This window comes from Syntrophomonas sp. DTU019 (genome assembly GCA_913757435.1).
Lineage (GTDB): Bacteria > Bacillota > Syntrophomonadia > Syntrophomonadales > Syntrophomonadaceae > DTU019.
This window is the reverse complement of sequence record CAJYDM010000001.1, coordinates 1,094,055-1,118,188: the sequence shown is the minus strand read 5'-3', so window position 1 is coordinate 1,118,188 and position 24,134 is coordinate 1,094,055. Positions and strand designations below refer to the sequence as shown.

Here is a 24,134-nt window from a genome sequence, read left to right as displayed (position 1 = left end):
AGCCTTATACCTTTCTTACCAGCAATGCCGCATTATGTCCCCCGAAGCCCAAAGAGTCGGATAATGCCACCGATAATTGCCTGGGTTTGGCCACCAGTGGGGTATAATCCAAGTCGCAGTCTGGATCCGGATTTTCCAGATTCAAGGTGGGGGGAATAATGCTATTCTGCAAAGCCAAAACTGTAGCGATCAACTCTACCGCACCGGCGGCTCCGAGCATATGCCCGGTGGCGGCTTTGATAGAACTTACGCTGAGCTTATAAGCGTGAGAACCGAATACTTTTTTGATGGCCTTGGTCTCCATCTGATCGTTGAGGTCGGTCCCGGTGCCATGGGCATTGATGTAATCCACCTGTTCCGGCTCTATGGCGGCGTCGACCAGAGCGTTTTTAAACGCCAGTGCAGCACCGTTTCCATCGGGGTCAGGCTGCACCACATGCACCGCGTCCCCGCTGGCTCCATACCCGATCAATTCCGCATAAATGTGTGCCCCGCGCGCTTTGGCATGCTCCATCTCCTCCAGGATCAAGACCCCGGAACCTTCCCCCATGACAAAACCGCTGCGCTCGGCGTCGAATGGCCGGCAGGCTTTGTCTGGTTCATCATTGCGGCTGGATAAAGCCTTAGCCGCACAGAACCCTGCAATGGAAATAGGCGTGATAGCGGCTTCAGCTCCCCCGGTAATCATCACTTCGGCTTCTCCCCGGCGGATAAAACCCAAAGCTTCGCCAATGGAATTAGTGCCCGAAGCGCATGCGGTCACGGTGCACCCATTAGGACCATGGACCCCGAACAGGATCGACACCTGCCCCGAAGCCATGTTGGCTATCATCATGGGGATAAAGAAGGGATTAACACCCGAAACGCCTCGTTTGAGCAGCATATTATGCTGCTGTTCCAGGGTATCGATGCCGCCAATGCCCGATCCGATCCATACTCCCACCCGTTGCCGATCTACTGCTGTGAAATCTAGTGCTGCATCCTCCACTGCCTGTTTGGCGGCAGCACAGGCATATTGCACGAACAGGTCCATACGCCGGGCATCTTTACGGGGAATATATTTTTGCACGTCAAAGTTCTGCACCTGTGCAGCAATTCTGGTGGGGAATTGGCTGACGTCGAAGCGGTCTATCAAGCCAATACCACTTTTGCCTGCTAGAAGGTTATTCCAGAACTCGTTCTTATCATTGCCGACTGGAGAAATCACCCCCAGGCCGGTAATCACCACCCTGCGTTCCGGCATCTCATCACCCCTATTCTGCGCTGCCGACTATATCTTAGCCTCTACATAGTCAACTACGTCTTGTACAATTTTCATCTTCTCGGCGGCCTCTTCAGGGATCTGGATCTCGAACTTTTCCTCTAGCAACATCAACATCTCCACGATGTCCAGCGAATCTGCTTCCAGATCTTCTGCAAAGCTGGATTCTAAAGTTATCTGCTCCTCCGGAATGTCCTTGATTTCAACAATAATTTTCTTCAATTCTTCAAATACTGACATGGTTACATCCTCCTTTTATTTATTAGGTTGCCAACCCAACCGTCTTCGCGACTATGTTGTCAACCACATTTAACGGTTCACACTATTGAACCAATTTGAATTCCATTTTTATAAACCGCTCAGGCCGCCATCAACGCGGATCAACTGTCCGGTGAGATAATCTGCTCTGGATGATACCAGAAACGCGACTACGCCTGCAACGTCTTCAGGGGTGCCCAGCCTGCCTAAGACAATATTATCAGCTATGCGGGCCGTCTGCTCAGCATTGAGCCTGGCGGTCATATCACTCTGTATGTAGCCCGGGGCTACCACATTGGCGGTTATTCCGCGGCGTCCGTACTCTTTGGCCAGGGAGTATGTGAACCCCAACAGTCCTGATTTGGAAGCGGCGTAATGAGCCTGACCGGCATTGCCGCTTACCCCCACCACTGAGGATATGCTCACGATCCTGCCGTAACGCTGTTTGACCATATATTTTACAGCCGCCCGGCTGCAGTAGAAGGCCGCGTTGAGGTTGGTCCTCAAAACCTGATCCCATTCGGCATCGCTGATGCGCAGCAAAAGGTTGTCCTTATTAATTCCGGCGTTGTTGACCAGGATATCAATCTGCCCCAAGGCTTTGACGGTCTGGTCCACAAGTTCCCGGGCCGATTCGGACAAGGAGACGTCAGCTCCGATTACTACTGCTTTAGTGCCCAGAGCCTCAACCTCCCTGGCTACCGCTTCTGCATCGCTGCGATTAGCATCATTAATGGCCGGGTCCGCCTGACCACTCTCATAATAGTTGACTGCGATGTTACATCCGTCAGCAGCCAAAGCCAGGGCGATGGCCTTGCCTATTCCCCTGGAACTGCCGGTTACCAGTGCCGTTCTAGCCTTCATATGGAATTCACCTTCTCTATAACTTTTTCCAGGCTGTTGACATCATTCACTTGTCCTAACACCCGGTTTTTGTCAATTTTTTTAATCAGTCCCGATAAGGTAGAGCCGGGACCGACTTCAATGAAATAATCTACCTGAGTCATCATATATCGTACGCTCTGCTCCCATTTGACCGGGGAATAGAGCTGTTTCACCAACAGATCGACGAATAATGCAGCCGGGTTGGCCTCAGCGTTTACATTGCTGACTACCGGCACTACCGGCTCCCGCCAAGCCACTGCCTCTAAATAGGGCCTTAATCTATCAGCCGCATCCTTCATCAGTTCACTGTGTGAGGGCACGCTTACTGCCAGTGGCATAACCCTGCCGCCAGCTGCCTTCAACTGGGCCGATACCCTCTGCACCGCCTGACTCTGGCCGGAAATCACATATTGACCCGGGCAATTGTAATTGGCGATGGCTACCAGGCCCTGATCCGCCTCACAGGCCTGCTGTATGGCTTCATCTTTCAGACCTAACACTGCTGCCATGGCACCTTCACCTGGTGGCACCGCAGCCTGCATCAATTTGGCGCGGCGCTGCACCAGCGGCAGGGCCACATCCAAAGCCACAGCCCCGGAAGACACCAGAGCAGAGTATTCGCCCAGGCTCAATCCTGCCATCATGGCGGCCTGAATGCCCCGTTGTTGCAATACCCGGGCAGCTGCCACACTACAAGCTAATAGGGCCGGCTGGGCGAATTCAGTCTGATTGAGCTGTTCTGCCGGGCCTTGAAAGCAGATCCCACTGATGCTGTAGCCAGCCGCCTGATCAGCTTCCTGAAAAACCTGGCGAGCCGCCTCAAAGTGGTCATGCAAGTCTTTGCCCATGCCCACTTGCTGCGCACCCTGGCCCGGGAAAACAAATGCTAGTTTCATCATTTCATTCCCCCAATCGTTTCTGCACCCGGCGGGCATCCTCTACCAGATCCGCAATGATCTCCGCGGCAGGTTGGACACGATTGATCAGTCCGCAAATCTGGCCTGCTAAAATGCTGCCTTCGTCCACCTCGCCCTTCACAGCTGCAGCCGGGTAACGGCCTCGCCCCAACTGCTGCAAGAAATCCTTGCTGGCGCCTGATTCCTGGGCTTGCAGATACTGGCGTGTAAAGCGATTATGTATAGCCCGTACCGGATGTCCGGTGGTGGAACCACAGACCACCGTAGCCCGATCACGGCTTTGTACTACTTTTTGCTGGTAGGCCGGGTGTACGTCGCATTCGGTGGCGCAGATGAAGCGGGTTCCGATCTGCACCCCTTCCGCACCCAGGGCGATGGCGGCCATGTAGCCGCGGCCGTCGGCTATGCCTCCGGCGGCAATGACCGGAATATCCACCGCATCTGCAACCATGGGAACGAGGCACATGGTGGTCATTTCCCCAATGTGACCGCCTGATTCCATGCCTTCCACCACCAGGGCATCCGCCCCCAGGCGGCTGAGGCGTTTAGCCAGGGCCAGCGAAGCCACCACCGGCAAAACCTTTATACCAGCACCCTTGAGTGCTTCCATATAACGCCCCGGATTTCCTCCTCCGGTAGTGACGACAGATACCCCGGAAGAAACCACTAAATCGACTACATTGTCGATATGAGGCGAAGTCATCATCAAATTGACCCCAAACGGCTTGTCAGTTGCCTCCCTGACCTTGCGAATCTCATTTTCCACCCAGGCCCGGTCGGCGTCGCCTGCGCCGATTACTCCCAGGCCTCCGGCCTCGGATACCGCTCCGGCCAATCTGCCGCCTGCGATCCAAGCCATGGCTCCCTGAAGTATGGGGTATTGAATCCCTAACAACTCAGTGACTCGACTCGTAAACATCTAATCCCTCCCCCAGCGAAGCAATACCCCGCCATAGGTCAGACCAGCCCCAAACGCGACTAAGAGGACCAGGTCCCCCGCTTTTATACGCCCCTCTTGTTCAGCTTCAAAGAGCGCAACGGGTATACAGGCAGCGGAGGTATTGCCGTATTTATCTAAATTGATCAGAGTCTTCTCTGCAGGAATATTCATTCTCTTCATGGCGGTCCTTATTATGCGTATATTAGCCTGGTGGGGCACAAAGATATCCACATCGCTGTAGGTATATCCAGCTTTTTGCAAGACCTGCGAACTGATCTCAGAAGTGATCCGTGAAGCGAAGCGGAAGATTTCATTGCCGTTCATACGCAAGAAATGCAGACGATTCTGTACAGTTTCCAGGCTGGCTGGCATGGCCGTTCCTCCGGCAGGCATGCTCAGGTGTGCAGCACCACTGCCGTCGGCTCCTAATACTGAACTCAAGATGCCATAAGCATCGCTCCCCTTGCCCAGTACAGCCGCCCCGGCACCGTCGCCAAACAGGACACAGGTATTGCGGTCTTCATAGTCAAGGATGCGCGAGATTATCTCCGCGCCTATTACCAGGACATAATGACAGTCATCTGCAAGCAGGTATTTATGGGCTACATCGAGTCCGTAAACAAAACCTGTGCAGCCTGCTGACAGATCAAAGGCAGCCGCATTGGTAGCCCCTAAAAGGTCCTGAACGATGCAGGCCGTGGAAGGGAAAAACATGTCCGGGGTAGAGGTAGCCACGATGATCAAGTCCAGTTGCTGTGCAGATATACCGGCACGCTGCACAGCCATTTCAGCAGCCTGATATGCCAGATCAGAACACTTTATGGGCTGATCGGCGATCCTCCGCTCGCGAATGCCACTCCGTTCAACAATCCATTTATCCGAGGTGTCCACCATTTTTTCAAGGTCCTGGTTGGTAAGCCGCCGCTCCGGCAGCCCATATCCCAGACCTATAATTTGAGCTCTCACTGTAAATATCACCTCATCATGACATTAAGCCCAGTAGTTTTGAGCACATTTTCGTGCACAAGGACGTTGAGGTTATTAAACCAGTATTATTAGTGAAAGTCAATAACAATTCCATTATTGCCTTATTTCTGACAGATAATTCCTTTTCATTGCAAAGCTTCATTTGCCTGTCGAACCCCCACCCTGCTGCTTCATGATTTCAATTAATCCCGATAATAATTACGATATTTGCATGATTGTTGATTTTATGGTGTAATATTCTAGTTAAAGTATCATTATACTAGGAGGGTTCATCTTGCAGCTCCCGGAGTTAAAAATAGGCAGCCTTCAACCACGCTTCCCCATCGTACAAGGAGGAATGTCTATAAGAGTTTCCACCGCCCCATTGGCGGCAGCTGTCGCTCGCTGCGGTGGTATAGGCGTGATTGGGGGAACGGCGATCAGCCTCGATGATCTCCGTGAGCAGATACGGACTGCCCGTCAATTGAGCCAGAACCAGGGCATCATCGGCGTGAATATCATGTACGCGGCCCGGGAGTTTATGCAGTTAGTAAAAACCGCATTAAACGAACACATCGATGTGATTTTCACTGGAGCCGGGTTTTCTCGGGAGATCTTCAACTGGTGCAAAGAATCCCAGACTCCGGTAGTTTCCATCGTATCCTCGGCTCGCGCCGCCATACTGGCAGAAAAATCGGGGGCTGCAGCTGTAGTCGCCGAGGGCTGCGAAGCCGGCGGCCATCTGGGTACGGATCGTTCCGTCAAAGAGATTCTCCCGGAAATCAAACAGGCGGTAAAGGTTCCTGTCATCGCTGCCGGCGGTATTGTAGATGGCTATGACATGGCTGATATGGTTCGGCTGGGCGCAGACGGAGTGCAGATAGCCACCCGTTTTCTGCTCAGTGAGGAGTGCGATGTAGCCGAAGAGTACAAGCAGGTTTATCTGAATGCCCGGCAAGAAGACGTCATCATCATCAAAAGCCCGGTGGGACTGCCGGGGCGCGCCATCCGAAACAGCTTCACCGACCTGATCGCAGCCGGAGAGGCTCCCTTGTCAGAGGAATGTGAGGCTTGCCTGCGCAATTGCTCAAGTGACTACTGCATCAAAGAGGCCTTGATAAATGCCCGCAATGGCAAGGTGGACCAGGGGGTGGTCTTTGCCGGGGCTAACGTGTACAAAATAAAGAGTATACTGCCGGTGGCGCAGATATTTGATAATATCTTAAGGGAATTCGCTCTGGCCTAAAAGCCAACAGGGCTTGAGTCTGCTAACTGTATTGTATAAGGGGTTTTTGGCCCCCTTTTTCTATTGCTGATCTTTAACATGCCTCACTTCAACAGGTAGCCTAAAGGATTCATTTCGCATTACCACCTATTGAGAGGGCTGCGTGCATACTCAGACAGCTGCTATGTAAAGGTTTATCCACGTGTCAGAGGCGATTCACCGGCAGATAGAATATACAATCATGGTGTCAATATATTATAATTAAGTAGTATTATGGCAAAGCGAGTGCCGTACAATAACCACCTAAGAAGACTACTAAACAAACGGGTGGCGTTTAGAAAGGCCCACTGGCAGCCCTGCCGGTGGTGAAAGAGGTGAACAATATGGAGTTGGGTAATAGGGTCATAATCACTCAAAGGGGCCATTTCTACAACAACTGCACGGGTATTATAGTCGGCAAGCGGGGACTTAGAGCGCCGGGCGATCCCATGTACCTGTTGATGCTGGAGCAGCACCGCAAAATGCTGATCGTACCGGAGTCTATGCTGGAAATGTGCGAAAACGAGGATGCTGACAAAGGTCTTACCAGAAATTTATTTAAACCACGCAATAATTAGACAGGGACATGAACGATGAAGCATAATCCGCAGCCTCCTGTGCAGCGCTACTTTTATTGCCCTAAATGCGGTGGGGCTCTCGAATACCGTATGCACGATGAACGCCAGCGCCTGACTTGTCAGAGTTGTGGCTATATTTTTTATGAGAATCCCATCGTAGGGGTTGCCGCTATTGTCTTTAATGAACGCGGTGAGATTTTGCTGGGCCGCAGGAACTGGGGCGATTATCAAGGCTTGTGGTGCATCCCCTGCGGCTATCTGGAGTATGATGAGGACGTTTTCGACGGTGCTAAGCGGGAGTTCCTGGAAGAGACTGGTTTGACTATCAACATTGTCAAACTGTTTGCAGTTCTGTCCAATTTCCATGACCCGGCACGGCATACGGTAGGCATATGGTTCCTGGCCGAAGTAATTGCAGGTACGCCTGTAGCCGGGGATGATCTGGATATGGTGGGCTATTTTGCGCTGGACAACGTTCCACCCTTAGCCTTCCCCACGGACCGCACCGTAATAGAAATGCTGCGCCAACAGAGGGACGTTCTTTCTGTTGGCTCTGCTGGCTCAGACAAGTAACAAAGGGACAAGGGGACGGTTCTTCTGTCCCTTCGGTTTAATGGAGGAATCATTGTATAATGGAGTGCATTTATCATGAAGGCGAAGAAACCACCGAACAGACCTGCAGCTTGTGTTTGAAGCCGGTATGTATGGAGTGCATCTTGATGGTGCGGCAATTCGGCTACAGCAGCGTTTTTTGCCCCAAGTGCCTGCGTGCTATCACCGGCTGCTGGTTCGACCTGGATGAAAAGGCCGACCGCTAATATCCCCAAAACAGACCTGCGGCCTATGCGACAGTTCCACAGTGGACGGTTCTCGCTTTATCGCATTGCGCTCAGGCGACAGGGAACGATTCTTGAAGGAGTCAATCGGAATAAGGCTCAAATTTCGGCTAATAACTGAAACTTGAGCCTTAATCATGTGACAGTGTGACCGGGGGCGGTTTGCCAGCGTTTGACCGTTGTCAGGGCTGCACCAGGGGCAGAAGCGACGCGGCTGATACGCACCAGTGCTCAGGGGAATCAACCAGCTCAATATGCAATGTCAGCATTTGAGTTTTAATGCTGCCACGCTTCAAAAACTGTACCTGAGCGATGAAATGTTGCTCATCGATCTTCCGCAGCGACTTCGATTTGACCCAGGTAACATCTTCCATACTATCCAAGAGTTTGGCTTGTTCAGCATCACAGGTGACTTCCCTGAGGATATGGGAGTCCCCCTGCGTCAGCGCTGCTATGGCCACATCAATAACTTGTTCCGTCGTCAATTCTGCCAGTTGTTCTTTCAAAACCCCGGCCGCTTTCCAGATCATAACCTGGTGGGCGGTGTCCCTCTTGCGCGATCCATGGGTGATGCTGTCGCGGAAATGTATGCAGAAATGGCCATTGAACTTGTTGCCCTTAATAGCGCCTGAGCCATGGGGCATGCCATTCATGGATGCTGCTACCACCCGCCCGCTATCCAAGACGACCAGTATGGCCCGCCTTTTCCAGGCCCACTGACCGCTGTAGATCTTCTTCATAATAGCCGTGTCCTCCGCAGTAAGAGGCTGGACATCGGCGTGATAAGTGCCGGCGCGACGCTGCACCGTGAAACTCAAGCCGGTCTCAAAGTCTACTATATTGGCATTGGAGTAGCGGGGGAATAGCTGGTCGACTTCCTTCCAGCTAAGGAATTCCCCCTTTACAGGTTGTTCTTGCGGGGGCGGCGGCTCTGGCCGCGGTACAGGCTGCATTAAATATACACTCACCACAACGAGCATCAGTCCCAGCGCCACAGCCAGCATCCAACGTCTCGGCATACCGCCAAAAACCATAAGGCACCTCCCCGCACAGGCCATACCAGTTCAATCATTAAAATATATGCAGGGCTCGGCGGTGCATTCCAGACCATAACGCTAATGATATCTATTTGTACCTTACCGACCGAAACTAAAAATAATGCTTAGCCAGTTTCTCAAAGGCGGGCAGAGCCCCCTCAATGGTTTTGAAATCTACACAATAAGCCAGGCGGAAATACCCCGGGCTGGCAAAGCCGCGCCCCGGAACCAGCAGCAGGTTGTATTCCAGAGCCTGTTTTACAAATGCTACGTCGTCCGGTTCGGGTGATTTGGGGAACAGATAGAAGGCTCCCTGGGGCTTGGTGCAGGAAAAGCCCAGAGAGGTTATATGATTGTAGAGAGTGTCCCGGCGGCGCTGGTATTCCTCAGTATCCGGACCCTCATCCAGGCATTCCGCCACCACCTTCTGGAAGATCGAAGGTGCGTTGACATAGCCCAGGGTGCGGTTGGCGAATACCATGCCATCAATCAGCAGCCCCACATTCTGTATATTGGGACTCAAAGCTATGTAACCAATACGTTCCCCAGGCAGAGCCAGGGATTTGCTGAAGGAGTTAACAATCGCCGCGTTCTTGAACACTGTCATCAGATTAGTGACCTTGACCCCGTCGTATACCAGCTTATAATAGGGTTCATCTGAAATGGCCAGGATCTCGGTCCCATACTCCTGCTCTTTGGCATTGACAACCTCAGCGATATTCTTGAGGGCTGCTTCAGAATACACTACCCCGGTGGGATTGTTGGGCGAATTAAGGATTATTGCCCTGGTTTTTGGGGAAATACTGGCTGCCAGAACGGCTGTATCAGGTAGAAAATCATCTCCGGTGGGAACAACCACGACCTTGCCGCCGTGATTCTTGGCATAGAAATGGTACTCTACGAAATAAGGTGCTAGCAGAATCACTTCGTCGCCCGGGTCGAGTATGGTCTTTAGGACTACATTCAAACCTCCGGCGGCACCGCAAGTCATGATGATATGCCCAGCAGCCAGGGTCAGTCCGCTTTCCCTGGACAGTTGGTCAGCAATGCGCTGGCGCACATCAATATGCCCGGCATTGCTGGTGTAGCGGTGCAGTCCCGGGGTCTCGTTCATCACCAACCCCTTGAGAGTGTCCCTCACCTTGGCAGGCGGCTCATAGTCGGGGTTGCCCAGGCTGAAATCATACACCTTGTCGGCACCGTATATGGCCCGCAGGCGTTCGCCCTCTTCGAACATAGCCCTGATCCACGAAGAGTTCTGCAAATCACTCTTAATCTGTTCGGAAATCATCTAACCATCCTCTCTTATGGTAAATCTTGAGTTTGACCACCAATCGTACAAATGCCAGTTCCACTCTAGCATTTCCGAATTCGGTACACACCACTCTCGGCTAGAGTATTAGCTGTAGAATACACAATTATCTCTAAAGTGCTGCTAATTAGGGTATTGGCAGGTTTTTCAACAAACCCTGTATTGAATATATCATGCCAGATTAATACTAGCCAGTTTATGTTAGCTAATGAAGTTAAACCGCGAATTATTTTGGCGGAATACTATGCTATACTTTTTTCACAAGAGAATTTAAAGCGGAGGAATAACAAATGCAGCAGCCATCAAAAGTTTATTTTACCGATTTCCGCACCAGACCCGGCCGCAATATCGTTAATAAGTTCCGCAGCCTGTTAAACAAAGCAGGGCTGGCAGACATCGATTTCCAGAATAGGATGGTAGCCATCAAAATGCATTTTGGTGAGCCGGGAAACCTGGCCTTTATCCGCCCCAATTATGCCGCCGAATTGGTCGCTATGATCAAGGAGCTGGGCGGCAAACCGTTTTTAACTGATGCCAGCACACTATACAGCGGTCTGCGCAGCAACGCCATCGATCACCTCGATTCCGCCATGAAAAACGGCTTCTCCCCGTTGACGGTGGGATGTCCGGTAATAATCGCCGATGGCCTGAAAGGCATAGAATACCGGGAGATAACCATCAACCAGAAGCATTGTCAGAAGGCAAAGATCGGCAGCGCTATAGCCGATGCCGATATAGTGATTTCTCTTAATCATTTCAAGGGCCACGAACAGACCGGTTTCGGCGGAGCAATCAAGAATCTGGGTATGGGCTCCGGCTCCCGCGGCGGCAAAATGGAGATGCATTCCAGTTCGAAACCGCGAATAATCGGTGAGAATTGCACCGCCTGCGGCATGTGTATAGAAAGCTGCCCGCAGCAGGCCATTCTCCTGTCAGATGAGGAACGAGCCATGATCGATGAGGAATTGTGCATTGGCTGCGGACAGTGTGTCGCCCTGTGCCGCTTTAACTCCGCTCAAGTGGTTTGGAAGCAGTCAGTTCAGGTTACTGCCGAAAAGATAGCCGAATATGCTCTGGCAGTAATTAAGGGAAAACCAAATTTCCATATAAATATAGTCAACTCGGTATCGCCCCATTGCGACTGCTGGTCTTATAATGATTCGGCCATAGTATCGGACCTCGGTATCGCCGTATCGTTCGATCCCGTCGCCCTGGATAAAGCCTGTGTAGATATGGTCAATAAAGCCCCGGCTTTACCCGCTACGGTGCTGGCTGAAAAAGGCTGTAAACCCGGAGATGACAAATTCAGCCTGGTCCATCCCAGGACCAACTGGAGGGCAGGCCTGGAGTACGCAGAGGAGATTGGGCTAGGCAAGTTACACTACGATTTGAAGATCGAGTCGTGACGGTCACTACTCATGCTTAATCGTGTGAAATGGCGGTGGTTGTATTTTTCCCCGGTGAGGCAATATGAAGAGCATCACGCTGGCCCTGCATTATCCAGGCCACCAGACGTTGACGGTCTGCATCAGGCAGTTGGGCGAACTGTATGGCTACAAAATATTGCTGCGGATCGTCTCCGCTCTTTTCCTGCACTCGTACCACCCGACCCCAAACCGAAAGCGGTTCATCAACGCCAATATCAAGCAGGAAAGTGATAATCGCCCCTAATTCCAACTTTTGTTCAGTGGTAAAGCGCAACCCTCCCCCGCCAATATCCACCATGCGGTCCCGCTTGTATTGGCTGTCAGTAAGAGGCGTGAAGCCGCTAAACTGGAACCAGCGCAGCCAATCCCGGGTCTTTAGCCTGAACCATTTGCGCTTCTGAGTCTTTCCGTCGGGCAGCATCTCTTGTTGTTGCCTTTTCTGGCGGCGGTCATTGTAAAATTTCTCAATGCCTTTTTGCTGTTTGCAGGCATATAATCTGAAGCCAGCCACTAACAAGCCAAATACAATCAAAATCAGGGCTAAGCCGACAATATTCTCATGGTCTAAGGGATGGCGTTGGCTGAAAGTGCTGTGCAGGCTTCTGGAAAGTTCGCGCCAGGTCATTCCCAACGCGCTTCGGGGATAAATGGCTCCCCCCATAATCGCCAGAATCAAACCGGCCAGGGACTGTCGCCAGTGCTTGATCAACCTTGGCCAATACATCCTGACACCTCGTTCCAGGGATTATTTCCTAAATAATATCATACACTACAGTCCTATAGGCGATTAGACGTATCTACCTGTTAAGGCGATAGCACCCGCTGGGCCAGTATGCTGTCAAGAACTGCTTCCTCACTCCACTTCGGCCGCTATCTATTAGACCGCCTCCAGCCTGGGTCGGGTGCCCATTGGTGTCGCACTTGCTCCCAGGAGCCGTGTAACTTGACTGACGCAGTCCGGAGTTCCCAATAAAACCGCTTGATCTTCAGGCTGCAGCACAGTGTCGGCGGCGGGATTGATGATGGTTTCATTCCCGCGTTGGATCAATAAAACAGACACCCCGTACCTATTCCTCAAATCGATATCAGCGAGGGTCTGATTAACTAAAACTGAGCTGCCTTCCACCCTGATATTGGCGATTTCAGCATCATGGCAATGCAGTTTGATGTCATGGAAGGTGGGGGATTTCCTGGACATGCTGCGCAGCATCTCATAACCATCGGCTCTGATCTCAGCAACAAACCCATCAATATCGACTTTGGGAATCAGGTATTTCTTCAAGACCAGGGTAAATATCTCTATGGAAGTCTCAAATTCCTCGGGAATGACATCGTGAGCCCCCAATGAGTAAAGTTCCCCAATATCCTGCACATAGCGGGTGCGCACGATGATGTGCACCTGGGGATTGGTTCTGTGGATCATATCCACGATTCGGTTAGTCGCGGCAGCATCTGATATGGCCACTACCACCACCCGGGCGGTATCGATATTAGCCTGCTGCAGCACTTCCGGATGAATGGCATCCCCGAAAAAGATGGGCTCGCCATTACACCTTTCCTGCTTTACCACATCGGGGTTCATCTCTATGATCACATAGGGAATGTTGGTAGCAGATGCCGCCCGGGCCAGATTACGGCCGTTGATGCCAAAACCTATAATGACCAGATGGTCATTCAAATGCTCATGAGGTGATTCCAAATGCTGGTCTATACCGGTTCTGGTCTTGGCAGGCAGGGGAAGGCGCAGCAAGGCCTGCGCCAGGCGAGGGCTGAGTCCTATGCTGAAGGGCGTTAGGGCCATGGTTAGCACTGAGACAATAATGAACAACTGATAGAATTCCTGACTCAATAACTGGTACTCTAATCCTACCCGGGAAAGAATAAAGGAGAATTCTCCCACCTGATTAAGAGCCAGACCTGCCAGGATAGCGGTCCTCAAGGGAAAGCCCAGCGACAATACCACTCCCCCTGCGGCGATAGCCTTCACCACCAGGATCAACAGGGCCGCCCCGGCCAGTGCCAGGGGGTTGTGTAAAAACTCGGCGGCATTGAACAACATACCTACCGACACAAAGAAGATACTGGTGAACACATCGCGGAAAGGCAAGATGCTGACCAGGGCCTGATGATTGTACTCGGATTCCGAAATAATCAACCCGGCCAGGAAGGCCCCCAGCGATAGTGACAATCCGATGCTGGAGGTCAGCCAGGCCACCGCCAACCCCATGGTGACAGTGCTGATCAGGAATAACTCCCGGCTTCGCTGTCTGGCGATGTGGTGGAAAATAAATGGCGCCACCCAGCGGGCGCTGACATACAAAAACACCAATACCAACAGCATTTCTACAATCAACAGTAAAATGGATTCCCCGGTTCCGCCAGCGGCATGGGCCAAAATCGGGGTTAATAGCATCATGGGTATGATGATAATGTCCTGAAAAATCAATATGCCCAGTATATTCCGGCCATGGGGGGAATCAATCTCAGAGCGGTCCTGCATCAGTTTGAGCACAATGGCGGTGCTGCTCAGCGACACCAGAAAACCCATAAACAAGGCAATATTCCAATGGTATCCGATTCTTATCACAATAAGCATGGTTGCCAGCGAAGTGAACAAAACCTGCAGAACTCCGCCTAAGAATACGCTTTTCTTGATTCTCAAGAGTTCTCGTATTGAAAACTCGATACCTATGGTAAAAAGCAACAGAATAATGCCCAGCTCAGCCATAGCATCAACACTTTTTACATCATTGACTAGTCCCCATCCATGAGGACCAGCCAGTACCCCGGTAATCAAAAGTCCCACCACGCTAGGGAGGTTGATCTTGTGGCAGATATATATCACCGCGATGGCCAGGCCAAATATGATGATAATGTCATTTAAAAGAGGAATGTGCATTGATTACCTCCTGGTAGTATCTTTGAATCATGGCTGTGGCGCACTCCAGCCATGCTCGCACAGCAATGGAAAGTCTGCTGCCGTTTAGTTGGGCAGTTGTATTGCCTGACCTTATATGCTCTTGAACAAAGACTTATGCAAAAGATACGAAGTCAGAATCAGTATAGTGAAGCGCATCACAAAAATATTATTTATATATACCATAGGTTTTATTGACGTCCTGGACATATATTATGCCGTTGCCAGGTTTGTCGATTTTTAAATGGTTTCTAATTGAAGCTACGATTTTTTCGGTTGACGCTACTTCAGAAAGAATAATGACGATCTCTTTTTCCGGCTCGATCTCCATCGAGAATAATTTGCTGGTTTCATGAATTCCCGAACCTCTGGCGTTTATAATGGTGCCTCCTTTTGATCCGGCTTTAGTTGCTGCATCAATAACATCTTCTGCCTTACCTTTATCTACAATTGTTGTGATGGCGTTATACATATTGTTATTCGCACCTCTTTCAGTCTTAATACTATTGCATGAAAGACGATTTGTTCCGGATAGACTGCAAATGGTAGACGTAAAGGCAATACCATGATTGGGTTTATGAAACATAAACTTTTTGTTGATTGTATCAAGTGCCTTATAAGCTGTGGACTTCTCAGCTATTAGAAACACGACCTCTTTTCTTACACTTGAGATCCCCAGATAATCGAGGATTCGGTTGTCAATGGTTCCTTTTCCCAGTGTTACTGTGCCACCTGTCACACCGCATTGTTTAGCTGTTTTGATCAGTTTGCTCCCCGATCCGAAATTGACAATTATGCATATCAACTCGATATCCATTTCGTCTATCAACTCTCCATTTCTCCTTTCTTCGATTTTAGTTTAAAAATCAAACCCAATATTTGTAAAGAGATAACTGGAGTCATAGCAACCATGGCAATCATTCCGAATCCTTCAGTGAGTACATTGGCACCTGGTATGGCTTCTGCAACACCTTGTGAATATGCCAGTATAAAAGTGGCTGTCATCGGTCCTGAAGCGACACCGCCTGAATCAAAGGCCATACCGACAAAGAGCGTAGGCACAAAATACATTAACGCTAATGCAATCATATATCCTGGAAGGAGATATTGCCATAGCTGCAATTCTGGTATTAAAATCCTAATTATCGATAGAGCTACAGCTATGCCAACTCCTATAGCAAGCGTAATCAAAACCACCGGCCGTTTTACATAACCGCTGGTAACATCTTCGATCTGATGCGTCAGGACATACACTGCCGGTTCGGCAAGAATAGTCACAAAGCCCAACACAAAGGCTAGAATGATTACATAAGCTTTGCTATCTAGTGAAGCCAGGTTATATCCAACCGTGCTTCCTACGTTCATGAAACCAGCATTAACGCCAACCAAAAACAGAACCAGACCTATTAAGGTGAATAATGTTCCGAATAATATCTTACGTACATTCCGTTTTGACAACTTAAAGGAAATTCTTTGAAATATTAGAAAAGTTATTACGATAGGCAGCAGTGACACGATAACCTCCCCGGTCACGATGGGAAATATGTGTAAAAAAGGTTCAACTATGGCATCGGAAACGGTTTGCTGAGGAAGATTGCCCGTGACCTTATCGGTTTTCGAAATAATGCTCATGGCCATAACTGATATAATTGCACCCGCAGAAGCAATTCCTACCAGTCCAAAGCTATCTTTTTCGGCTTCTTGACTATGCTTCTTAAGTTTGGATACCCCCACCGCCAGGGCAAGAATAAAGGGAACCGTCAAGGCTCCCGTGGTTGCACCCGAAGCATCGAATGATATGGCCAGAAACTCCGGTGAAGTCATAAATGCAAGTATCAAAATCACCGCATAAATCAGTGTAAGCAGCTTGTGTATAGGAAAATTGAGAACGATTCTAGTCAGGCCTATCGATAAAAATACCGCGATCCCAATTGATACGATCACAACCAGGATATTCTTGGCAATTAAACCTGATGTGACCGCAGCTACCTGTCCAGCTAGAATATGAAGGTCGGGTTCGGCAATGGACACAAAAAATCCAAGAAGTATACCAGCCAGAATGACTATCCAGAGTTTGTTGCTTTTGGCCATTGTTGAGCCCATGGTATTGCCAATTGGAGTGATGCCGATATCTACCCCGATCAAAAAAATGGTCAATCCGATAATAATAAGTACCGCACCGATAATAAATCTAATGATCAACGGTGTAGCAACCGGCGACAGAGTAAAGTTTAGTACTATTACTATAAGTGTTATCGGTAATACCGAATACAGCACTTCTTTGAACTTGGAGAAAACCTCATCCAATATATGATCTTCCTTTCTCTTTATCTAATTAGGTATTAGACCGCTTCCTTCTCCCTGCACAGACAACTGGAATCCTTTGGTGATGAGATTATCCACCTGAGGGGTTAAAAGGCCAACGTAATAAATTGAGTTACATTAGATATTATATATTTTTATTTAAGCCATGACCACGCAGCATAGCTAGGCGAGTTAGATCTCTTCGTATCAATTGTATGGCATAGAAACACTAATCTTATTCAGAACGCTTAAAATATTGTCACTTGCCTTCTTATGAAATTAGTTCTAAATTATACATATAATTACAATTTATTACCATTTAAGAGTAGTTCTGGAGGACTGTGGTGTTGAAAAATGTACGCACCGTAATAAATATGGACAAGACCGGACGTATCAAGCTACCGTCCGGAATCATGGAGGCACTGGATATAAAAGTCGGCGATTATCTTGAATTGATCATTCAGGAAGGCATTATTAAACTGCAGAAGATTTCGCAAGGTTGCGCCGTCTGCGGCCAAGTACACAACCTTCATTACCATAAGAATAATCTGGTGTGCATCAACTGCCTTTGGGACATAAATGACTCAGAATACTAAATCTGCCGGGGTGGGTAATGCGCGATCCATCAGCAGCCGTTAGTCATAAGTCAAATTTGCCAGTGTGTTCGCTTACGAATACCAGGTTTTTAATGCCATCAGCCCCAAATTTGCTGCATTCTGAGACCCCGGTTATGGTGTATAATTAACTTAACAGAGTATGGCTGTGAAGGGCTATATTCCTTAATTGACACCCAGGTAAGGACGTTGTATAATACCCTTTGTCAGGGCACCTTTGGCTCTGGCGTACAAGTCTACGGGTCGGAGTGGTGGAACGGGCAGACACGTACGTTTGAGGGGCGTATGCTGAAAGGCGTGGGGGTTCAAGTCCCCCCTCCGACACCAGAAATATTGTAATATTGGGCTTTTGCTGATGTGGCATCTAATGCTACTACGCAAAGGCCTTTTTATTTGGTCATACATGTTTTGCGTATCGGTAGAATCTTATGAACCTCCTATTAAGGTTGCTTAGGGAGGGTAAATAGTCCTCTATACTGGATTCTTTTTTATTGTATATCGGAGCAAATAGTTATTGACATATGTCATAAATAGCCTACAATAAAATTATATATGACATATGTCATAAACAAAAAGGAGTGAATCATATGCCGGGAAGAGATGGAACTGAGCCCTTAGGCTCAGGTGGCAGCAGGTTAGCCCGTCAATCCAGGCGTGGACCTGGCAGAGGAAAAACTGCAGGTTCTTCGGGAACAGGTCCGGGAGGATTTTGCATATGCTCGAATTGCGGGACAAAAGTGCTGCATCAAACTGGGGCACCATGTCATAAAGTCAAGTGCCCACAGTGCGGCACGGCTATGGTCAGAGCCTAATAGAAAGGAGTGAATCATATGCCAAGAAGAGATGGAACCGGACCTATGGGAATGGGTGCAATGACAGGTAGAAAACTCGGTATTTGCTCAGGCATTAATACCCCCGATACCGGCGGTTGGTTTGGACGTGGTTGCGGAAGAGGTTATGGAAGAGGGTTCGCAAGAAATTGGGGATTTGGATTTGGACGAAACCCCGGCTTGGGAGCACATCAAACGGCTCATAAACAAGCTCTGCAGGCCAAAAAGGAACAATTGCAAATTGAGCTTGAAGCTATTGATAAACGCTTGGAAAGCCTATAAGAGCAGACCAAGGCAGTGGGAGATTACTCCCACTGCTTTGGATGCATGACGAGGCGAGATAACCGGCCTGGACCAGGGAAATGGAGGAAGGTTTACTGCTTGCCTGAAAACCTAGCCTTGGGGCGCTTGATTCTCCGGCCAACACCCATTAAAGGCCCAGTCCAATAAATATGTAGCAGAAGATGGAAGTTCAATTTATTGAGAAAAGGCACACTTAAAACAAGGAGATATGAAAATGTATATAGACGAAACCTGTGTCGGGTGCGGATTATGTGTGGAATCATGCCCATTAGAGGCTATTTCGCTAGTTGAAATTCAAGCTGTAATCAGCAAAGAGATCTGCATAGAATGCGCCTCGTGTATAGATGTTTGCCCCTTGGAAGCCATACACCAGGAAGACTGATTTCAGTAATATTAATAAATAACAGGGGTGATAAACATTGGGAACACAACTTTTTACGTCTGAATCCGTAACCGAGGGGCACCCTGATAAAATGGCTGACTTAATTTCTGATTCAATATTGGATGCCATAATCAGCAAGGACCCGTATGGCAGAGTTGCGGTTGAAACGCTGGTTTCCACCGGGTTGGTAGTTGTAGCGGGTGAGGTCAGTGCCGATTGCTATGTGGATATTCCCAGAATCGTCCGTCAAACTGTTCGGGACGTAGGCTATACCCGTGCAAAATACGGCTTTGATGCAGATACTTGCGCAGTTATTACCTCTTTGGATGAACAGTCTGCTGATATTGCAATGGGTGTAAAAGTTTCTCTGGGTCAGGAGGGTGGACAGCAGCTTGACAGTGAAGGGAAAACAATTGGTGCCGGTGATCAAGGCATGATGTTCGGCTATGCCAGCAATGAGACTGCCGAATTTATGCCGCTACCGATATTGCTATCCAGCAAATTAGCCAAGCGGTTGGCCGATGTGCGCAAAGCAAAGCTGATTGATTATTTATACCCAGACGGTAAAACTCAAGTTACAGTACAATACGAGGATGGCAAACCGACCAGGATTAGTACAGTAGTTGTTTCAGCTCAGCATAAACCAGAAATAGAATATGCAGATATTGAACAGAATATTATCGAACAGGTCATAAAAGCTGTTGTCCCGTCGGAAATGCTCGATAAGCAAACCAGATATCTTATCAATCCTACCGGAAGGTTTGTTATAGGAGGGCCCCAGGCAGATTCGGGGCTAACCGGTCGTAAGATTATTTCTGATACTTATGGCGGTATGGCCAGACATGGAGGCGGAGCCTTTTCAGGTAAAGATCCTACCAAGGTTGATCGTTCAGCGTCCTATGCGGCGAGATACGTGGCTAAGAACATCGTTGCGGCTGGTCTAGCAGACAAATGCGAAATTCAGCTTGCTTATGCCATAGGAGTAGCAAATCCGGTTTCAATATATGTCGACACCTTTGGTACCGGCAAGGTTTCGGACAGCAAGATCGTTCATATTATAAATGAACATTTTGATCTCAGACCAGGGAGCATTATTAAAGAGTTGAATCTGCGCAGGCCTATATACAAAAAAACGGCTTGTTATGGTCATTTTGGACGTTTAGACTCTGATTTCAACTGGGAAAGCATTGATAAAGCTAAAATATTACGCAGGTCCGTAAAATAGCGACTAATTATCGGCAAAATTATTTTAAAAGGAGGTTTCCCTATGAGAATAGCGATACCGGTAGACGAGAAAAGCATTGATTCAAGTGTATGCCAATCATTTGGACGGGCACCATATTTACTCATTTATGATACCGACTCAAAGGCTAGTGAGTTCATTGATAACAAGGCTGCGGTCAGCCAGGGCGGTGCCGGGATCAAGGCGGCCCAAACCGTTGTTGATGCCAACATAAGTGCATTACTTACACCACGTTGCGGTGAAAATGCCGCTCAGGTAATCAAAGGAGCATCCATAAAAATATATAAAACCATTGACGCTACCGCTTTGGGAAATATCAAGGTCTTCATTGACGGTGAGCTCTCTTTGTTAGACGAGATTCATCCCGGATTTCATGGCCGTGGGAACAGATAATATGAAAATAGCTGTGCTTAGTGGCAAGGGTGGCACCGGTAAGACGTTGGTATCGGTAAATCTGGCGGCTGCAACGCAAACCTCAGTTTACATTGATTGTGATGTTGAGGAGCCGAATGGATATCTGTTTTTTAGACCTGAAGGTGTTGAGGAGGAAGAAATAGCCATTAAGATCCCCTCCGTAGATGAACAGCTATGCAATGGATGCCGAATATGTGTTGATTTTTGCAAATTTAATGCCCTGGCTTATATCAATGGGAAGTTAAAGATCTTTAACGAGGTTTGCCATTCCTGCGGGGGATGTATATTGTTCTGCCCTGAAAAAGCCCTGTCGGAACAAGATAAGGTTATTGGTAGGGTGCAAAAAGGGACATCAGAGAATGTAACGGTAAATACCGGGATATTAAACATCGGTGAAGCATCGGGCATACCTATTATAAAGAAGCTTTTGAATGACATACTGCCAGGGCCAGAATTCATCTTTATAGACTGCCCGCCGGGAAGCGCCTGTATTGCCATGGAGAGCATCAGAGATGCAGACTACTGTATATTGGTAGCGGAGCCTACCTTGTTCGGGGTTCATAATTTCAATATGGTTTATGAATTGGTCAAGTTATTTGATAAGCCCCATGGAGTAGTGCTTAATAAGTGCCTGGAGGGGAAAAACCCTGCGGAGGAATTCTGCCTGGAAAAAGGCATCAGGATTTTAGGCAGAATACCATTTGATAATGAGCTGGGGTTGCTGAACTCGAATGCCCAAATCGCTGTAAGGGAAAATGAAAATTATAAAATGCTGTTCTCTGCCCTGCTGCAGATAGTGACCGAGGAGGTGCAGAAATGAAACAGTTACTAATCCTAAGCGGTAAGGGCGGCACCGGGAAAACAACCTTGGCAGGGGCTTTTATTAAACTGGCTAATGCCAGGGTTTACGCGGACTGTGATGTAGACGCGCCCAATCTTCACCTGATAATGGGTATGTCCTCTGAACCCACACGGACTGACTATTACGGGCTGCCTAAGGCGAAAATAGAAGCCGAATTATGTATCGAATGCGACTTGTGCCGTGAGCATTGCCGATTTGACGCAATCAACCACCATCACGAATACCAGGTGGATCACTATGCCTGTGAAGGTTGTGGGGTCTGTGAAGCGGTCTGCCCTGTTAATGCGGTAGCTTTAAAACCGGCGATAGCAGGTGAACTGATGCTTTATTTAGACGATAACAGGGTATTCTCCACCGCCCAGCTTAAGATGGGAAGCGGTACTTCTGGAATGCTGGTTACGGAAGTAAAAAAGCAGATGAAATCAGTGATTGTGGATACCAAACTGGCAATCATCGATGGCTCTCCCGGGATAGGGTGCCCGGTCATTGCATCGATAAGCGGTGTGGATATGGTCTTAATTGTTGCCGAACCATCCCTATCGGGTATCAGTGATATGGAACGTATCATAAAAACTGCCCAGACCTTTCAAACCAGAATAGCGGTTTGCATCAACAAATATGATACAAATCTTGACAATACCCAAAAAATCGAGTCATTCTGCCATACTTACGCCATACCTTTTTTGGGTCGTATACCCTTTGACACGGATGCAGTAAAGGCAATTAACAAGGGACAGACCATTGTTGATATAGACTGTTCGTCAGGCCGTGCGGCAAGAGGAGTTTATGATGAGACCATGAAGCTGCTTTTTGAGGATTGGAAGTGATAATGCATGATTATGAAAACCTTAGTGGAAAACACATCAATTTGTGGAGATTACATCAATGACCACGGGCTCAGCTTATATATAGCAACTAAAAGTCACAGGCTGTTGTTTGACACCGGAGCAAGTGCAGGAGATTGACGAAATGTCCAGAATCGCGATTAAATTTTGCAGTGCTTCGAAGGGGAAGGATAAGAGATCTCTTTATAGCCAAGGCTTTTGGTATCAGTGAATTTCGTTGACGCAAAAGTATTGGAAGCCTTGGATAAAGGCCTGATAGAGTTTTATAAAGGGAATTGATGGATTTACTGAAACACCAAAAAGAGGAGGAAAAAGAAATGATGAAAATTGCAGTAGCGAGTGATAATGGAATGGTTACGCAACACTTTGGACATTGTGAGAGTTTCATGATTTTTAATACTGAAAAAAGCCAAATCATTAAGAGCGAAACCATTCCCAATCCTGGACACATACCGGGATTTCTGCCAAACTTTTTGCACGACAAGGGCGTTAATGTGATTATTTCCGGTGGTATGGGCGGTGGCGCCATTGACATATTCAATGCAAAAGAGATTGAGGTGATCGTAGGCGCCAGAGGTGAAGCCAAGGCTGTGGTAGAGGAATATCTGCAAGGCATGCTTAAGTCTACCGGATCAGTCTGCCACGAACATCAGCATCATGGTGAATGCGGACATTAGAAGCCCGGCCTGATTACACTATATAAAAAATATCTGATGGCGTATAAGGTTTGCTGCCGCAGCCCCAATTATGTCGGCTTTGAAAGTAGCCCGGTACATCGTTGCTTCTGCTTGGTGGATAGGTCATTATATGCCTTTAACGGGAGGTCCATAATGAAATCGAACGTGGAATGCCTGGGATGTTTAGTCAACCAAGCGGTCAGATTAAGCAAAATTCATCTGGAAAGTGAAGATGTTCAGTGCAGTTTGGTGAAAAAGATCATGCGGGAGATCGGTGCCAGCAAAGACACCGAAAGCACTCTTGATATGTCCTGTAAAATTCACCGAGTCTTAAAAGACGCCCTGCAAAATCCAGATCCATATCGCGAAGAGAAGCTGTATTACAATTCCGAAATGCTCAAGCTGGAAAATGAATTTTTTGACCTTATCAGGGCAGCCGAAGACCCACTGGAAACGGCTTTGAAGTTGGCCGCAGCGGGAAACATAATCGATTTTGGCCCTGGTCATGATCTATCTAGAGATACAGTCCTCAGAGTCTTGAACCGGACCTTAAAAAGAGAATTTGATCAGGATGTCTTTGCGTCGTTGAAATCTGATCTACGCAAGGCCAAAAAACTTCTTTATTTGGGTGACAACGCCGGAGAAATCGTGTTTGACAAGATATTTATCAGCACTATTACGTCAGAGTTTCCCGATCTACAGGTGGATTTCGCTACCCGGGGAGCAGCGATATTGAACGATATTACGGAAGAAGATGCTTATTTGGTTGGTATGGATAGCTATGCTCACATTATCAATAACGGCACTGATATGCCGGGGACGGTACTGGAACACTGTTCAGATAGCTTCAAACAGGCATTCAATAATGCCGATGTAATTATTGCCAAGGGCCAGGGTAACTTCGAATCATTACATGAAACCAGGAGCGGCAACATTTACTATATCTTTTTGTGTAAGTGTAATCTTTTTATGGAAAGGTGCGGGCTGCTTAAAAATGAAATTGTATTGATGAAAGAAAGAATTTAACATTCGAGACGGTGTTGGAAGATTTTTGCAAAGAAG

26 protein-coding genes and 1 tRNA gene are annotated in these 24,134 nt (G+C 48.3%); 15 read left to right on the top strand and 12 right to left on the bottom strand.

What is annotated here, in order from left to right:
• Positions 1-4: 4 nt before the first annotated feature.
• From fabF to AC15IQ_RS05620, 6 genes are all read right to left on the bottom strand, one after another.
• Positions 5-1,243 (bottom strand): beta-ketoacyl-ACP synthase II, encoded by a 1,239-nt coding sequence (gene fabF / locus AC15IQ_RS05645; protein ID WP_483177694.1) that lies wholly within the window; start codon positions 1,241-1,243, stop codon positions 5-7.
• Between the two features lie 27 nt (positions 1,244-1,270).
• Positions 1,271-1,501 (bottom strand): acyl carrier protein, encoded by a 231-nt coding sequence (gene acpP / locus AC15IQ_RS05640; protein WP_483177693.1) that lies wholly within the window; start codon positions 1,499-1,501, stop codon positions 1,271-1,273.
• A gap of 108 nt (positions 1,502-1,609) precedes the next feature.
• Positions 1,610-2,383 carry a 3-oxoacyl-[acyl-carrier-protein] reductase gene (gene fabG, locus AC15IQ_RS05635; RefSeq protein WP_483177692.1) on the bottom strand — a complete coding sequence of 258 codons (774 nt, stop codon included), beginning with the start codon at positions 2,381-2,383 and terminating at the stop codon, positions 1,610-1,612.
• Positions 2,380-3,303, bottom strand: coding sequence for an ACP S-malonyltransferase (gene fabD, locus AC15IQ_RS05630; RefSeq protein WP_483177691.1), 924 nt, complete (start codon positions 3,301-3,303; stop codon positions 2,380-2,382). Before fabD ends, fabG begins: the two co-directional genes overlap by 4 nt.
• A 1-nt stretch (position 3,304) precedes the next feature.
• Complete coding sequence (locus tag AC15IQ_RS05625; RefSeq protein WP_483177690.1) at positions 3,305-4,240, bottom strand: nitronate monooxygenase; 936 nt, start codon at positions 4,238-4,240, stop codon at positions 3,305-3,307.
• Entirely contained in the window at positions 4,241-5,227 is a 987-nt protein-coding gene (locus tag AC15IQ_RS05620; protein ID WP_483177689.1) for a beta-ketoacyl-ACP synthase III, read from the bottom strand.
• Positions 5,228-5,522: 295 nt separating this feature from the next.
• On the opposite strand from AC15IQ_RS05620, the gene AC15IQ_RS05615 reads away from it, so the two are divergent.
• From AC15IQ_RS05615 to AC15IQ_RS05600, 4 genes are all read left to right on the top strand, one after another.
• A complete protein-coding gene (locus tag AC15IQ_RS05615) occupies positions 5,523-6,473 on the top strand; it encodes an NAD(P)H-dependent flavin oxidoreductase (RefSeq protein WP_483177688.1) in 951 nt (316 codons plus the stop codon).
• Positions 6,474-6,835: 362 nt separating this feature from the next.
• Positions 6,836-7,069, top strand: coding sequence for a hypothetical protein (locus tag AC15IQ_RS05610; RefSeq protein WP_483177687.1), 234 nt, complete (start codon positions 6,836-6,838; stop codon positions 7,067-7,069).
• Positions 7,070-7,084: 15 nt separating this feature from the next.
• On the top strand, positions 7,085-7,642 hold the full coding sequence (locus AC15IQ_RS05605; protein WP_483177686.1) for an NUDIX domain-containing protein: 558 nt from the start codon (positions 7,085-7,087) through the stop codon (positions 7,640-7,642).
• A 59-nt stretch (positions 7,643-7,701) separates the two neighbouring features.
• Positions 7,702-7,887, top strand: a complete 186-nt coding sequence (locus tag AC15IQ_RS05600; protein ID WP_483177685.1) for a hypothetical protein — start codon at positions 7,702-7,704, stop codon at positions 7,885-7,887.
• A 200-nt stretch (positions 7,888-8,087) separates the two neighbouring features.
• On the opposite strand, the gene AC15IQ_RS05595 is transcribed toward AC15IQ_RS05600, so the two are convergent.
• Complete coding sequence (locus AC15IQ_RS05595) at positions 8,088-8,939, bottom strand: hypothetical protein (protein WP_483177684.1); 852 nt, start codon at positions 8,937-8,939, stop codon at positions 8,088-8,090.
• Between the two features lie 115 nt (positions 8,940-9,054).
• Complete coding sequence (locus tag AC15IQ_RS05590) at positions 9,055-10,233, bottom strand: pyridoxal phosphate-dependent aminotransferase (RefSeq protein ID WP_483177683.1); 1,179 nt, start codon at positions 10,231-10,233, stop codon at positions 9,055-9,057.
• 311 nt (positions 10,234-10,544) lie between these two features.
• Here AC15IQ_RS05590 and AC15IQ_RS05585 point away from each other — a divergent pair, with 311 nt between their 5' ends.
• Complete coding sequence (locus tag AC15IQ_RS05585) at positions 10,545-11,660, top strand: DUF362 domain-containing protein (RefSeq protein WP_483177682.1); 1,116 nt, start codon at positions 10,545-10,547, stop codon at positions 11,658-11,660.
• Positions 11,661-11,676: 16 nt separating this feature from the next.
• On the opposite strand, the gene AC15IQ_RS05580 is transcribed toward AC15IQ_RS05585, so the two are convergent.
• From AC15IQ_RS05580 to AC15IQ_RS05565, 4 genes are all read right to left on the bottom strand, one after another.
• Positions 11,677-12,405, bottom strand: a complete 729-nt coding sequence (locus AC15IQ_RS05580) for a PilZ domain-containing protein (protein WP_483177681.1) — start codon at positions 12,403-12,405, stop codon at positions 11,677-11,679.
• 153 nt (positions 12,406-12,558) lie between these two features.
• Positions 12,559-14,580: a monovalent cation:proton antiporter family protein gene (locus tag AC15IQ_RS05575; RefSeq protein WP_483177680.1), complete on the bottom strand. Its 2,022-nt coding sequence runs from the start codon at positions 14,578-14,580 to the stop codon at positions 12,559-12,561.
• A gap of 187 nt (positions 14,581-14,767) precedes the next feature.
• The gene (locus AC15IQ_RS05570) at positions 14,768-15,427 is read right to left on the bottom strand and encodes a P-II family nitrogen regulator (RefSeq protein ID WP_483177679.1); all 660 of its coding nucleotides are present in this window, start codon (positions 15,425-15,427) and stop codon (positions 14,768-14,770) included.
• Positions 15,424-16,905, bottom strand: a complete 1,482-nt coding sequence (locus AC15IQ_RS05565; RefSeq protein WP_483177678.1) for a DUF1538 domain-containing protein — start codon at positions 16,903-16,905, stop codon at positions 15,424-15,426. The genes AC15IQ_RS05570 and AC15IQ_RS05565 overlap by 4 nt, the downstream gene beginning before the upstream one ends.
• Positions 16,906-17,249: 344 nt before the next feature.
• Here AC15IQ_RS05565 and AC15IQ_RS05560 point away from each other — a divergent pair, with 344 nt between their 5' ends.
• From AC15IQ_RS05560 to AC15IQ_RS05515, 10 genes are all read left to right on the top strand, one after another.
• Positions 17,250-17,498 carry an AbrB/MazE/SpoVT family DNA-binding domain-containing protein gene (locus tag AC15IQ_RS05560; RefSeq protein ID WP_483177677.1) on the top strand — a complete coding sequence of 83 codons (249 nt, stop codon included), beginning with the start codon at positions 17,250-17,252 and terminating at the stop codon, positions 17,496-17,498.
• 260 nt (positions 17,499-17,758) lie between these two features.
• A tRNA-Leu gene (locus AC15IQ_RS05555) sits at positions 17,759-17,843 on the top strand.
• Between the two features lie 503 nt (positions 17,844-18,346).
• Positions 18,347-18,628, top strand: coding sequence for a DUF5320 domain-containing protein (locus tag AC15IQ_RS05550; protein WP_483177676.1), 282 nt, complete (start codon positions 18,347-18,349; stop codon positions 18,626-18,628).
• Between the two features lie 235 nt (positions 18,629-18,863).
• The gene (locus tag AC15IQ_RS05545; RefSeq protein WP_483177675.1) at positions 18,864-19,031 is read left to right on the top strand and encodes a 4Fe-4S binding protein; all 168 of its coding nucleotides are present in this window, start codon (positions 18,864-18,866) and stop codon (positions 19,029-19,031) included.
• Positions 19,032-19,068: 37 nt separating this feature from the next.
• Positions 19,069-20,256 carry a methionine adenosyltransferase gene (gene metK, locus AC15IQ_RS05540; protein WP_483177674.1) on the top strand — a complete coding sequence of 396 codons (1,188 nt, stop codon included), beginning with the start codon at positions 19,069-19,071 and terminating at the stop codon, positions 20,254-20,256.
• A gap of 42 nt (positions 20,257-20,298) precedes the next feature.
• On the top strand, positions 20,299-20,667 hold the full coding sequence (locus AC15IQ_RS05535) for a NifB/NifX family molybdenum-iron cluster-binding protein (RefSeq protein ID WP_483177673.1): 369 nt from the start codon (positions 20,299-20,301) through the stop codon (positions 20,665-20,667).
• Between the two features lies 1 nt (position 20,668).
• Positions 20,669-21,508 carry a nucleotide-binding protein gene (locus tag AC15IQ_RS05530; protein ID WP_483177672.1) on the top strand — a complete coding sequence of 280 codons (840 nt, stop codon included), beginning with the start codon at positions 20,669-20,671 and terminating at the stop codon, positions 21,506-21,508.
• Positions 21,505-22,377, top strand: a complete 873-nt coding sequence (locus AC15IQ_RS05525) for an ATP-binding protein (protein ID WP_483177671.1) — start codon at positions 21,505-21,507, stop codon at positions 22,375-22,377. The genes AC15IQ_RS05530 and AC15IQ_RS05525 overlap by 4 nt, the downstream gene beginning before the upstream one ends.
• 335 nt (positions 22,378-22,712) lie before the next feature.
• Positions 22,713-23,072 carry a NifB/NifX family molybdenum-iron cluster-binding protein gene (locus AC15IQ_RS05520; protein WP_483177763.1) on the top strand — a complete coding sequence of 120 codons (360 nt, stop codon included), beginning with the start codon at positions 22,713-22,715 and terminating at the stop codon, positions 23,070-23,072.
• A gap of 153 nt (positions 23,073-23,225) precedes the next feature.
• Positions 23,226-24,098 carry a damage-control phosphatase ARMT1 family protein gene (locus AC15IQ_RS05515; RefSeq protein WP_483177670.1) on the top strand — a complete coding sequence of 291 codons (873 nt, stop codon included), beginning with the start codon at positions 23,226-23,228 and terminating at the stop codon, positions 24,096-24,098.
• Positions 24,099-24,134: the final 36 nt, after the last annotated feature.